Raw genomic sequence first — 11942 nt, forward strand, 5'->3', positions numbered from 1 at the left:
TAGCACAGTTTTCTCATTTTGGCTATAAGCCGCGCAATGATGGGCACAATCGCCATTGAAAAAAGTTTGTTCGGTGGTTTTCTCATTTTTCAATCCGGACAGGTTCTCATAAACAGGTCCACGCTCATACTTAACCGAGTTACCCACTCGCCCAGCACTTCTCTAATTTTATTTTCATAAGCGGTCTATCGCCAATTTCCATCAAGCCATCAGCGTACATCTTTTAGCTCAGCCTTTAACCAAAAAAGAGCCAATCCGACATGTTTGCGGATTGACTCGATCAATTGGTCATTAAAATTTTAAGCTTCGTGGTACCAACTATAGTGGAAAATGCCATCGCGATCGGTTCGTTCGTAGGTGTGGGCACCAAAGTAATCGCGTTGTGCCTGGGTCAGGTTGGCAGGCAGCACTGGCGAACGATATGAGTCGTAGTAGCTGATCGCTGCGGAGAAACCCGGAACCGGCACACCGGCTTTAACGGCGAGACCAACCAGATCACGGACACTTTCCTGATAATTCTTGGCGATATTCAGGAAGTAATCGTCTAGCAATAAGTTTTGCAAGTCTGGCTTTTTGTTGTAAGCATCCGTGATGTTTTGCAAGAAGCGGGCACGGATGATGCAGCCGGCACGCCAGATCTTTGCCAATTCGCCATATTGGAGATTCCAGTCGTATTTTTCTGAGGCGAAGCGCATTTGTTCAAAGCCTTGAGCATATGACATCAGTTTGCTGAAGTACAGAGCCTTGCGAATCATTTCGATGGCTTCTTTTTTGTCGACCGAAACGTTGGCAACCGGCTTTGGCAAAACTTTACTTGCTGCCACCCGTTCCTGCTTCATGGCACTGATGTAACGAGCATATACGGATTCGGTGATCACACTCTGCGGAACGCCCAATTCAAGCGCTGATTGTGATGACCATTTACCCGTGCCTTTATTACCGGCACGATCCAGAATCACGTCAACAATTGGCTTGTCGCTGCCAAGATCGTCCTTGCGGGTCAAAATGTCGGCTGTAATGTCAATGAGATAAGAGTCCAGTTCGCCTTTATTCCAGTCACTGAAAATGTCGGCAATTTCTTTAACATCCAAGCCAAGCAGGTTACGCATCAAATTGTAACTTTCAGCGATAAGTTCCATATCGCCGTATTCGATGCCGTTATGCACCATTTTGACATAATGACCGGCACCATTTGGCCCAATGTAAGTGACACATGGTGCGCCATCGTCAGCTTTTGCGGAAATGGCTTCAAGAATTGGCGCAACCAGATCATAGGCTTCCTTTTGACCACCAGGCATGAGGGAAGGACCGTGCAGCGCACCTAATTCGCCACCGGAAACGCCCATGCCGATGAAGTTAATGCCGGATTTGTCCAATTCGGCACTCCGGCGCATGGTATCTTCAAAGAAAGTATTCCCACCATCAATTAAAACATCGCCTTTATCAAGTAACGGCAACAATTCTTTGATAACCGCGTCAGTGCCGGCGCCAGCTTTAACCATCATGATAATTCGGCGCGGCTTTTCGAGCGAAGCAACAAAGTCCTCGATCTTATAACTTGGTACCAACTTCTTATCTGGATGCTCGTCAACAACCGCCTTGGTTTTACTTCCGGTTCGATTGTAGATTGCAACGGTATTGCCGCGGCTTTCAATGTTCAAGGCAAGATTCTTGCCCATCACAGCCATACCGACAACGCCGATTTGTGGTTTATCCATTACGGAAACCTCCTCATTAATTTCAACATTTACTCCATTCATGTTAGCAGAAACAGCCTTGATTTAACAGTCTTCAGAAGCCTTCGCAGGCAGGTAAAATGTATTATTTTCAAGTTAGCCAAGTTCGGACTGAGTGACCTAGCAAATAAGAAAAGCAGTGCCCCGACCTAAGCCTGTGAGCACTGCTTAATTCATGATTAGAACCTAGTATCTGTTCATCTTTTATCATTCAGGTTTGCCTGATTCTTTTCAGCAACAAACACACACATCACGATTCATCCTGATCCGGGAACATCCCCTTCAACTTTGCAAAGGGATTATCTGCCTTCTTTTCTTCTTCTGTCCGCTTCTTGTATTCATCTTCGGCGAGCACTTCCCATTCATCTCCGGCAGGCATATCACCGGTGGCTGCTTCTTCCGGTGTGAGCACTTGCATCGGAATACTGAGCAACAAATGATCCTCGACCGCTGGCAAAAGATCAAGCTCGGATTCTTCGAGGGGCATCAGGATTTCACCGTCTTCATACTGATCCGCATGGCCTTCATCGGTTAAATAGATTTCACTAAAAGTAAAGTTCTGCGGCATGGTCACCGGTTTCAGGCTGCGGGTGGACGGAACCACGAGCGTACCGGTCAGATTAACACTGACCAGAAAATCGCCGCGATCATACAACACGTCCCCACTCACCTGAATGGGACTCACATCAAGAATCTCCGGATCGCGATCCTGCAGATCAGCCTTGACATCTAACGTGGTACTAAAGTGTAACGGTTGCTCATCATGTTTCATTAATTCCTGAATGGTCCATTTCAACATGGCGATCCTCCTTAAAAATACATTCGAAAGCCTAGGACCTTCGGATAAAAACCAATTCATACGCCTCACATGAGTGGCGGTCGACCATAATTCTGTTCGACGCCGCCAATGGCTGTGATTAATCGATCCGCACGGTGGGTCATGGCTAGGACCCCATCCGGTGCAAGCATATCAGCACTGACACGTGTGAGCAAGGGGTAAGCCAGGTGGTGTTTGACAGTGCGCAGATATTGCCGGCCAGTCGGCGTAAACCCAAGGACATGCAGTTGTGGCAGGCGCCGAGCTTTTGTGACAGCAGCGGTCGTCATATTCAGCGTGATGGCTAGGGCGAGCCGACGTAATCGAGCATAGGTATAGCGCTTGGACTTAACCCGGTGCAAAAACTCGGTCATATCATGAGCACCATCAATTTGCTGGGTGAACCGGTATTCCAATCCCTCTGCCATCGTCGCCACTTGCCGCAACTCAGCTAAATCAGCCGTTTGCAGACGATATTTTAACCACGGGAAAAATTGCGACCAGCCATATTGCGGTTGCTCGGCATAAATCGAAATCAAATCTGCCGGCACAACACCTGTGACAGGCTCGCCTTGCCACAAGTGTTGTCGCACCGCCGAGGCACTGGCAAGATTGGCTTTGATTTGCTGCTCATCATGCCCAACACCTTGTCGGCCGAATGGGTAAAGCTGCATCGGCACCTGTAATGCCAAAACTGCCTTGGCATAACTCAAGCCCAACATAAAGTTTGGGTCCGTCTGCGTAATCCCCGCCACCTTCGCGTACGCAGCATTCAGTTGGGTCGCGTAAGTCTGCGTATAATCGGCAAAACCCGGGTCCGTGATATCAGCCGATGCTAATTGCCGGGCAAGATCTAAATAATCTAGCTCAGGGTGCTCGGTTCCAAATGCCAGTGCCGATACATGCAACGCTGCTAAAGCCGACACACCGGCTTTGGCGAATTGATCAGCCGCTTGAACGGCACCGGTCACCGGTAATTCAATCACGATATCGGCACCATGAGTCAGCGCTGCCTCCGCACGTACCCACTTATCAAAAATCGCCGGTTCGCCGCGTTGCACATAATTACCTGACATGACCACCACGACGACATCGGCGTGCGTTAAACTTCGCGCTTTAGCCAATGCAAAAGCATGGCCTGAGTGAAACGGATTAAATTCCGCAATCATGCCAACAGCTTGCATACACACCTCCAGAATCGTCTTCGTCAGTCAAATCAGAATTCGTTTTTGCCTACCGCTTCTTGGCGTGAAAGAACCAGCGGGTACTCTTGGCCGAAACCGGCTGCATTCCAAAATCAGCCGTGACTTCAACCTTTTCAAAGCCGGTCGCCTGCAGCGCCGCCAGATAATCTTCCAGCGGATAAGTGCGCTCCTTGTGGGTTTCGGTTAGCGGCTTGTAAGCATCTAAGTCCTCGTCATAAATGAAAAACGTCAGATCGTGTTCGATACTATGCGGTTTTTCACCGACAAAACTGTTCCATAAAAAAGCGAAGTCATCGCTTTGATAATTGTACATATAGCCCGGAAAAACGTGATCCATCTGGTAAAGCGAATGAGCATCAAAAAGAAAATCCCCGCCTGAAGGCAGCAATGCCGCCACCTGGGCGAAGACTTGCTTAACTGCCTCAAGATCGGGCATATAGCAAATTGAATCATCAAAGCAGGTGACCACGGGGAACTTCGGCAAGTCATGTAAATCCCGCATGTCGCCTTGGATCAGCGTTAAATCAACATCAGCAGTAAGTGCTTTTTCTTCAGCTAATGTCAACATGTCGTCTGACAGATCGAGATCGGTGACTTGATAGCCTGACTGTGCCAACAACACGGCGAGAAAGCCCGAACCACCAGCAAGCTCCAGCAAAGGCTGATTGGCTGGCGCTACTCGTTGTTTAACGTAATCCCGCCACCGTAAATACAGTGACTGATCCATCAATTTGTCATAAACTTCGGCAAAAGTGGTGTAAATCATGCCTCAACCCACTGATCCACGTTGACAAGCGGTGCACTTTGCCACAATTTCTCAAGGTTATAGAATTGCCGCTCTTCCGGCATAAAGACATGGACAACCACGTCATTCAAGTCGATGAGCATCCATTTCGAACCCTTTTGGCCTTCGATTCGGCGAATATCGACACCGGCCGCTTCTTCTTTTTCTTCGATTTCATCCACAATCGCCTGTACCTGACGATCCGAAGTGCCGCTCATAATGACAAAATAATCCGCCAATAAGCTCACACCGCGCATATCCAAAGCGACAATATCCTCGGCACGCTTTGAATCGCCGGCTTTAACAGCAATTTCCAACATTGTTTTTGCGTCGACCATAAACTACTCCTTTGCTAAAAATGCGTTATAAGTTAACAGTGTTTTAGGAAAGACCAACTTGCGCGCGCCGATCAGGTACATCAACGTATTTTCCAATTCGATACGGCTGGCCTCTTCCAGATTCGTTTCAGCAGCCTTGCGCGCCTTGGCTTCGACAGGCAAAGCCCGTTGCGGCTCAATAAAATCGCCGACAAAGATACATTCATCTAATGGCGTCATTTCCGGATCCCCGGTTGTATGCCGGGCAATCGCAGTCAAGACCTGCTTATCCGTAATGCCGACTTCGGTTTGGATAAAATGAACGCCGACAACCCCGTGCCAGACGCCTCTGCCATATTGCAACAAACTGGGATCAAAGCCATCTTCGACAATGACCCGTTTGTAGGTTTCGACCGGGATTTCTTTGCCATAATCGTGCAGCAAACCAGCCAAACCGGCACGATCAACATCTTGATCAAATCGCTTAGCCAGTTCAATGGCCGTTTGTTCCACGCGCAGGCAATGCTCGTAACGCGGTTCGTCCAGGCGATTGCGTAAGCGATTTAAGATTTCTTGGCGGCTTAAGCCGTGTGTCAAGCTGTCAGGGTACTGATGTTCATTCACGATATAATCCCTCTTTTTGAATATAGTCAATAACTGGGTCTGGTACCAAATAACGCAGGCTGCGGCCATTTTGCACCCGTTCACGCACCGCGGTCGAACTGATATCGATTAGCGGGGCATCGACCCATAAAATCGGATAGCGACTGGCCGGTGTATAACCGCGGCGTTTAACGCCCACGAAAGTCACAAGTTTGACCAGTTCATCAATATGAGCCCACTTGGGTAAATAATCAACCATGTCAGCGCCGATGATGAAATAATAGTCAGTATCCGGATGTAAGCGACGCAACTCCTGCATCGTTTGATAGGTATAACTAATACCGCCTCGGCGAATTTCAATGCCTTCCAATCCAAAAAGCGGATTGTCGGCAATGGCCAATTGTACCATGTTCACCCGGTGCCGTGCCGAGATAGCTGTTTTAGTATCAACATGTGGCGGCTGATTATCCGGCATAAAGTAAACTTTTTCCAAGCCGAGTTCGGTGCCCGCTGCCTCCGCCATAATTAAATGGCCGTTGTGAATTGGATTAAAGGTTCCGCCAAACAGGCCCACCTGCTTGCGACGATGCACACCTAGAATCTGTTCGCGCATCGCCACTGAGATGACCGGCTGAGTTAAGGTGACACTCTGCGTCTTTTCCATCGCAATCCCTACCGTGCGTTCACTTCAAGACTAATTCGGCGATGCTCGGTTTTGGCTGCTTCTTTGTAGACAATCACCGTGCGGCCGATAATCTGAGCCACTTCCAAGCCGGTAATCGCGGCCTGTAAAGTGTCAGCAACTTCCCGCGGGGTATCATCGGCGGTTGGCAACAAACTGATTTTCACCAGTTCTCGCGTTTCCAACGCATCTTTGACCCCAGCGACAAACGCATCACCAAGCCCATTTTTGCCAACTTGAATCAACGGTTTGGTCGTCATCGCCAGGCTCCGTAAATAGCGTTTCTGTTTACCAGTTAACATATTTTTAAAACAACTCCTCTGATGGCACTTTCGTCAACTTTGACTCAACTGCGGCTAGCCACATCGTTGCGATCGCAATCAAACTTAAATAAATGCTTTTCGCAATAGAACATCCACACCTTTAGGCGCATAGCCTGCGATCGTGACACCGGCCGGTACGGTAATCCAGCCAAGTCCGGCAAAAACGAGATCTGACTTTTCCTTTGGGGTGAACTCAAACCGTACCAGTGGCGGAAACTGAGCCACTTCATCGGCTTGCGGTGGCGCAAGCAGGCCGCCAACATGTCTTTGGTAAAAATCATCAGCGTTAGCTAACTTGGTGCGGTGCAACGGCAATTGATTATCCGTGTAGATCACGAACGACTGACGGCCGCCGCGAAGATAGTCGAATCGCGCCAATCCACCAAGAAAAATCGTCTGTCCTTCATTTAACTGATAGGTGGCCGGCTTGATCACCGATGTCGGGGATACCAGTTTTAAATCCTTAGGTCCCACAAAATGTGCCATCTGATGCCGATGAATAATACCTGGTGTATCAATCAGCGACTGGCCGTCATCTAGCGGAATCATAATCCGATCCAGCGTTGTGCCTGGAAAACGCGAAGTGGTAATCAGGTTCTCAACACCCGTTAATTCCTTGATAATTCGGTTGATTAAAGTCGATTTTCCGGTATTTGTCACGCCAACAACGTAGACATCGCGATGCTCTCGATATTTTTCGATTGCGTTTAATAAGTCGTCAACGCCAAACCCCTTTTTGGCACTGGCCAGCATCGTCGCAACCGGGCGTAACCCCTGTGCTTTGGCTTGCTGCTGCAACCAATTTTTTAACCTGTTCGGATTCAGCGACTTAGGCAGAACATCGGCTTTATTGCCCACCAAAATGACCGGATTATCGCCGACAAACCGGTGTAATCCGGGAATCACGCTGCCATTAAAATCAAAAATATCAATCACATTCACAATTAGCGCGTTGCTCTCACCAATTGCGTTCAACAAACGTAAAAAGTCGTCATCTGTCAATGTGACCGGTGCGATTTCATTATAATGCCGCAACCGAAAACACCGTTGACAATAAATATCGTCTTCAGTGTCAGCTTTAGCTAAAGTAGCAGCAGGCAAGTATCCGGGTTGTTTTGGATCTGTTGTCTGTAAAATAGCGCCACAGCCTATGCAGCGGCGCTCTTCATCATTTTTGATGGTGTCCATGAATATCCTCCTGATAATTCAGCTGCCGTTTTTTCGCAAGTGCTTTAAAAACGAAGCCTTCAAAAAACCGATTGATCCGCGTGTTCCACGCATCACTTTCCACCAGTGGTTGCGTTAGAATCGTGCGCACGCCGGCAAGGTTGCCAGCCCAAATATCAGTCAGGAGCTGATCCCCGACCATCACCACTTCCGAGCGTTTTAAGTCCAATTCCTTACGTGCTTTGGTAATCCCCACCGGCAACGGCTTCAATGCTCGCGCCACATACGCGACTTGAAGCTTGGCCATTGCCTTGTGGATACGATTAGCGTTGTTATTTGAGACGACCACCACTTGAATGCCGCCTTTTTTCAGATCTGAAAGCCAGCGAGTCAGTTTAGCCGTACCTTCCGGATGATCCCAAGCCATCAACGTATTATCAAGATCCGTCAACACCGCTTTAATGCCTTGCTGTTTCAGACTGGCAGGCGTCAGACTGAAGATATTCGTTACCAGCCAAGTCGGCTCAAAAACTGCCACAAATCTTGTCCCCTCTCCGGTTGTTCATATCCTTATATTATAGCGGAAAAGATGCCTAAGCGCGAGGCCGTTTGCCTAATACCTACGACGCGTCCGCAATGAAAACGCTATTTTAAAAAGACGAAATAATCGCCTTATTGTTGCAAACAGGGTACGATGAATTTGAAATCAAACGCTCGCATTCCGTTATTAAGCCTGTTATACTTATTTTTAGTAAGTGTTTCAAAATAGGAGGCAACACCATGACCCGTTTGCATCATGTCTCGCTTTTAACTGGCGACGCAACCGCAACTATTCATTTTTATACAAATGTTTTGGGCTTGCGGTTGGTAAAAAATACGGTTAATCAGGAAAATATTCACGTCCGGCATCTGTTTTTCGGTGATTATCAGGGAACGCCTGGCAGCGTCGTGACTTTTTTCGTCATTGACCGGCTTGGCCACCGTTATGACGGGCGCAATCAATTAGGCGGGATCGATTTGGCGATCCCCGGCGATTCTTTGCCTTTTTGGTTTGAACGGCTGCAGCAAGCCGGCTGTGTGATTTCTGAAACCGCGGACCGTCTTACGTTGGTTGATCCTTCTGATACGCCGGTTCGGCTGATTGCCTTCCAGAAGACTTTGCCAGATCATTTAACGGTTCCTAACGACATCCCCGGCAACCGACAGATCACCGGCCTCATCAATGTTGACATCCCTGTTGCTGACCACGAAGCCGAGAAAGCCTTCTTCGAAGCGATGCTAGGCCAAGCTGCCGAACACGAACAGTTTAAGCTGGCAGCGGGCAACACTTTGACACTAAAACCGAGCCTGACTGACGATGTCAAACGATTTGGCCGTGGCAGCATGGATCATTTTGCTTTGACCGTTGATCACGAAGAAGCGTTGCCGCGTCTTGGCACCATTGCCGCACAACATGGTTATGAAGTTGAAGAGTTTGCCGATCGCGGCTGGTTTAAAAGTCTTTATGTTCGTGACCCGGCGGACAACCGCATTGAATTTGCAACCCAGTCGCCCGGCTTTACATTAGACGAGCCGCTTGAGCATTTAGGTGAGAAACTGGGCCTGCCGCCGAAGTTTGAAGCGCGGCGGGCGACCATTGAAAGTTATTTCAAAACCAAAGGAGTGGATTTCCATGATTGAACATCCGTTACTCGGCATGAACCACGTCACCGCCATGGCAAGTGATCCTCAAGCCATTTTTGATTTCATGAGCAAAACTTTAGGGCTGCACCTGATCAAGAAAACGGTGAATCAGGATGCTTTAGACACTTATCACTTCTATTTTACCGATGACCAAGGCACTGCCGGCACCGACATGACCTTCTTTACGTTCCCTAATCAGGAAAAAGGCAAAAAAGGCACGAATATGATTTCACGGGCCAGCTTCCGGGTACCAAGTGATGCGGCCTTAGATTACTGGCTCAAGCGATTTGCGGAAAAAGGGGTCGCAAACGATGGCATCAGCACCCAGTTTGATGCCAAAATCATTAATTTCCACGATCAAGATGATCAGCAGTTTCAGCTTATCTCCGATGAACACAATCATGGGGTCGCAGGTGGCACTCCTTGGAAACACAACGATGTTCCGGAAGAATTTGCCATCACCGGTCTTGGGCCGGTCACGGTTACGATTTTCAATCTCGGCCACATGCAATATGTGCTAACGGAAATTATGGGTTATAACAAGATCGCCGAAGACGGTAACTGGTCACTCTACGAAGTTGGCGATGGTGGTCACGGAGCACAGGTGATTTTGGAACACCGCGAAGATCTGCCAATTGCCGTTGAAGGCTTTGGTAACATTCATCACGCCGCCTTTTCCACGGATACACGTGAGACGCTTGGCACGTGGATTGATCGCATCAAGCAATATCGCCTGCCGCAATCCGGCTACGTGGACCGCTTCTACTTCAAGTCTGAGTATTTCCGGGCAGCACCACAAATTCTTTTCGAAATCGCCACAACCGGACCAGGCTTCTTACAAGACGAAACTTATGATGAAGCTGGCATCCACCTTGAGTTGCCGCCATTCTTGGAAAGCAAACGTGATGAAATCGAAAAGCAGCTCACACCAGTCAAAACCGATTGGCGCGGTCGTTAATTTGTGGAGGTAGTTATGGCAGAAGAAAACGTCAATTATACTTTTGTAAAAGGTGACCCCACCGTCTCCCCTTTGTTATTGCTACACGGCCAAGGCGGCAATGAAAATGATTTGCTGCCGATTGGTAAATACCTATCGCCTAATAGTCCCATGCTATCGATTCGCGGACGCATTCAGGAACAAGGGATGAATCGTTATTTCCGGCATTCGGAAAACGGCGGCTTTGATTTAGCTAACCTTGAGCAGGAAACCACTTGGCTTTTTTCGGTTTTAAACGAGCTTTGCCAGAAATTCAATATTGACTATAACCGGTTTGTGGTCGTTGGCTATTCAAACGGTGCCAACGTTGCTGCGCGCGCATTGTTGACACGGCGTGATACTTTTCACACCGGCATCTTTTTCCACCCGATGGCACTTTCGACGGTTGATTCCCAGCAAGACCTAAGCGATGTGAAAGTCTGGATGTCCCATGGTGATCAGGATCCGATCGTGCCAGCCCAGAACTTTAAGGTATTGACCACCTATCTCAAAGAGCAAGGGGCAGACGTGACGATTTTCCGGCACGGGCAAAGCCATAATTTAAATGAAGCTGAATTGGCAAATGCCAAATCCTGGTTGGCGAATAGTGGCCGACTACAGGATTGGCAACGGAGGTGAATCCTATGCAACGTTTTGGGTTTGAGGAATATGGCAAACCAAATGTTTTTAAAAGTATTGAAGCACCGGTCCCGGAGCCAAAAGCCGGACAAGTGCAGTTGCAGGTTCTGGGTTTTGGCTTGAACCCTTATGACGCTTCTCTACGCCGCGGTGAGCAGGCAGCGTTTCGGAAAGTTAAGTTTCCCGTGATACCGGGAACGGATGTGGTTGGCCGCATTACCAAGCTAGGTGAAGGCGTCACCGACTTTGCGGTAGGCGATGTTGTTTTGAATTATCGTCCAATCGGCGGTTATAGTGAATTTGTGACGGCCTCAACCTCTAAAGTTTACAAAAAGCCGACTGCGCTAAGCTTTTTGGATGCCGCGGCGTTACCGCAAGTTGGCTTGGCGGCTTTTAACATTCTTCACTATATGTTGAATCTCAAACCTGGAGAAACGCTGGGCGTTGTCGGTGCCAGTGGTGGCGTTGGTGCCATCTTGGTGCAAATTGCCAAGTTTGAAAAGTTGCACGTCATCGCCGTGGCTGGTGAGCAGCATCGCGAATATCTGCGGCAGTTAGGTGCCGATCAAATCTTCGGCTACACCGACGATTTGCCGGAAGATGCAGCCGATGCTGTGGTCAATGCCGTGTTCGGCGCTGCCGATCATGGCGCTGCATTAAAACTTGTTAAGCCAAACGGTCAGTATGTCACAACGGCTTATGCCGATGTTGATCTCAGCAGCAAACCAGACGTGACCCATTTGCAGTTAAATCCGTCGAAGGACTACTCGGTGCATGATGGCTTTGCCTATCTCACGGATGTCGCCCAAAAATGGGGACTACAGGTTCGTGTCGCTCAGGCTTTCCCATTTAATGTTGACGGTGTGATTGCCGGCCATGAAATGCTGGAAACGCATCACGCGCCAGGCAAGTTAGTCGTTATGCAAGGCCGCCATGTCATCCACCCGATTCGCAAAGACGTTAACCACCTGTAGTGCCTCAAAAAACCGCTTGCGACCCGCCTTTTCCCG

Annotated in this window: 14 protein-coding genes; 4 read left to right on the forward strand and 10 right to left on the reverse strand. The window is 48.7% G+C overall.

What is annotated here, in order from left to right:
- Positions 1-299: 299 nt before the first annotated feature.
- From gndA to LHUE1_RS13625, 10 genes are all read right to left on the reverse strand, one after another.
- Positions 300-1718, reverse strand: coding sequence for an NADP-dependent phosphogluconate dehydrogenase (gene gndA / locus LHUE1_RS13580; protein ID WP_010487912.1), 1419 nt, complete (start codon positions 1716-1718; stop codon positions 300-302).
- 268 nt (positions 1719-1986) lie between these two features.
- Positions 1987-2535, reverse strand: a complete 549-nt coding sequence (locus LHUE1_RS13585; RefSeq protein WP_049172159.1) for a YceD family protein — start codon at positions 2533-2535, stop codon at positions 1987-1989.
- A gap of 65 nt (positions 2536-2600) precedes the next feature.
- Positions 2601-3737 carry a nucleotidyltransferase gene (locus LHUE1_RS13590; protein ID WP_277848113.1) on the reverse strand — a complete coding sequence of 379 codons (1137 nt, stop codon included), beginning with the start codon at positions 3735-3737 and terminating at the stop codon, positions 2601-2603.
- A gap of 49 nt (positions 3738-3786) precedes the next feature.
- Positions 3787-4524, reverse strand: coding sequence for a class I SAM-dependent DNA methyltransferase (locus tag LHUE1_RS13595; RefSeq protein ID WP_049172157.1), 738 nt, complete (start codon positions 4522-4524; stop codon positions 3787-3789).
- Positions 4521-4880: a ribosome silencing factor gene (gene rsfS / locus LHUE1_RS13600; protein ID WP_010487900.1), complete on the reverse strand. Its 360-nt coding sequence runs from the start codon at positions 4878-4880 to the stop codon at positions 4521-4523. The genes LHUE1_RS13595 and rsfS overlap by 4 nt, the downstream gene beginning before the upstream one ends.
- A gap of 3 nt (positions 4881-4883) precedes the next feature.
- A complete protein-coding gene (gene yqeK / locus LHUE1_RS13605; protein WP_049172155.1) occupies positions 4884-5483 on the reverse strand; it encodes a bis(5'-nucleosyl)-tetraphosphatase (symmetrical) YqeK in 600 nt (199 codons plus the stop codon).
- Positions 5476-6126, reverse strand: a complete 651-nt coding sequence (locus LHUE1_RS13610; protein WP_010487897.1) for a nicotinate-nucleotide adenylyltransferase — start codon at positions 6124-6126, stop codon at positions 5476-5478. The genes yqeK and LHUE1_RS13610 overlap by 8 nt, the downstream gene beginning before the upstream one ends.
- A gap of 8 nt (positions 6127-6134) precedes the next feature.
- Positions 6135-6446, reverse strand: coding sequence for a YhbY family RNA-binding protein (locus LHUE1_RS13615; RefSeq protein WP_047107524.1), 312 nt, complete (start codon positions 6444-6446; stop codon positions 6135-6137).
- Positions 6447-6530: 84 nt separating this feature from the next.
- On the reverse strand, positions 6531-7655 hold the full coding sequence (gene yqeH, locus LHUE1_RS13620; RefSeq protein ID WP_049172152.1) for a ribosome biogenesis GTPase YqeH: 1125 nt from the start codon (positions 7653-7655) through the stop codon (positions 6531-6533).
- A complete protein-coding gene (locus LHUE1_RS13625) occupies positions 7636-8172 on the reverse strand; it encodes a YqeG family HAD IIIA-type phosphatase (RefSeq protein WP_025013367.1) in 537 nt (178 codons plus the stop codon). Before LHUE1_RS13625 ends, yqeH begins: the two co-directional genes overlap by 20 nt.
- A 242-nt stretch (positions 8173-8414) precedes the next feature.
- Between LHUE1_RS13625 and LHUE1_RS13630 the strand changes: the two genes are divergently transcribed.
- Genes LHUE1_RS13630 through LHUE1_RS13645 form a run of 4 tightly spaced genes read left to right on the forward strand, consistent with a single transcriptional unit; the run spans position 8415 to position 11906 of the window.
- Positions 8415-9314, forward strand: coding sequence for a VOC family protein (locus tag LHUE1_RS13630; protein ID WP_049172149.1), 900 nt, complete (start codon positions 8415-8417; stop codon positions 9312-9314).
- A complete protein-coding gene (locus LHUE1_RS13635; RefSeq protein WP_049172148.1) occupies positions 9307-10275 on the forward strand; it encodes a ring-cleaving dioxygenase in 969 nt (322 codons plus the stop codon). The genes LHUE1_RS13630 and LHUE1_RS13635 overlap by 8 nt, the downstream gene beginning before the upstream one ends.
- 15 nt (positions 10276-10290) lie before the next feature.
- Complete coding sequence (locus tag LHUE1_RS13640; RefSeq protein WP_049172146.1) at positions 10291-10932, forward strand: alpha/beta hydrolase; 642 nt, start codon at positions 10291-10293, stop codon at positions 10930-10932.
- A 5-nt stretch (positions 10933-10937) separates the two neighbouring features.
- Positions 10938-11906 (forward strand): NADP-dependent oxidoreductase, encoded by a 969-nt coding sequence (locus LHUE1_RS13645; RefSeq protein WP_049172145.1) that lies wholly within the window; start codon positions 10938-10940, stop codon positions 11904-11906.
- The last annotated feature ends 36 nt before the right edge of the window (positions 11907-11942 follow it).

Origin of the sequence: Lacticaseibacillus huelsenbergensis, assembly GCF_029726355.1 — a bacterium.
GTDB classification, from domain to species: domain Bacteria; phylum Bacillota; class Bacilli; order Lactobacillales; family Lactobacillaceae; genus Lacticaseibacillus; species Lacticaseibacillus casei.

What these genes read in the sequence shown, in the direction of transcription:
- gndA (WP_010487912.1), bottom strand. Translation starts at nt 1,718, where the DNA reads ATGGATAAACCACAAATCGGCGTTGTCGGTATGGCTGTGATGGGCAAG.
- LHUE1_RS13585 (WP_049172159.1), bottom strand. Translation starts at nt 2,535, where the DNA reads ATGTTGAAATGGACCATTCAGGAATTAATGAAACATGATGAGCAACCG.
- LHUE1_RS13590 (WP_277848113.1), bottom strand. Translation starts at nt 3,737, where the DNA reads ATGCAAGCTGTTGGCATGATTGCGGAATTTAATCCGTTTCACTCAGGC.
- LHUE1_RS13595 (WP_049172157.1), bottom strand. Translation starts at nt 4,524, where the DNA reads ATGATTTACACCACTTTTGCCGAAGTTTATGACAAATTGATGGATCAG.
- rsfS (WP_010487900.1), bottom strand. Translation starts at nt 4,880, where the DNA reads ATGGTCGACGCAAAAACAATGTTGGAAATTGCTGTTAAAGCCGGCGAT.
- LHUE1_RS13610 (WP_010487897.1), bottom strand. Translation starts at nt 6,126, where the DNA reads ATGGAAAAGACGCAGAGTGTCACCTTAACTCAGCCGGTCATCTCAGTG.
- LHUE1_RS13615 (WP_047107524.1), bottom strand. Translation starts at nt 6,446, where the DNA reads ATGTTAACTGGTAAACAGAAACGCTATTTACGGAGCCTGGCGATGACG.
- yqeH (WP_049172152.1), bottom strand. Translation starts at nt 7,655, where the DNA reads ATGGACACCATCAAAAATGATGAAGAGCGCCGCTGCATAGGCTGTGGC.
- LHUE1_RS13630 (WP_049172149.1), top strand. Translation starts at nt 8,415, where the DNA reads ATGACCCGTTTGCATCATGTCTCGCTTTTAACTGGCGACGCAACCGCA.
- LHUE1_RS13635 (WP_049172148.1), top strand. Translation starts at nt 9,307, where the DNA reads ATGATTGAACATCCGTTACTCGGCATGAACCACGTCACCGCCATGGCA.
- LHUE1_RS13640 (WP_049172146.1), top strand. Translation starts at nt 10,291, where the DNA reads ATGGCAGAAGAAAACGTCAATTATACTTTTGTAAAAGGTGACCCCACC.
- LHUE1_RS13645 (WP_049172145.1), top strand. Translation starts at nt 10,938, where the DNA reads ATGCAACGTTTTGGGTTTGAGGAATATGGCAAACCAAATGTTTTTAAA.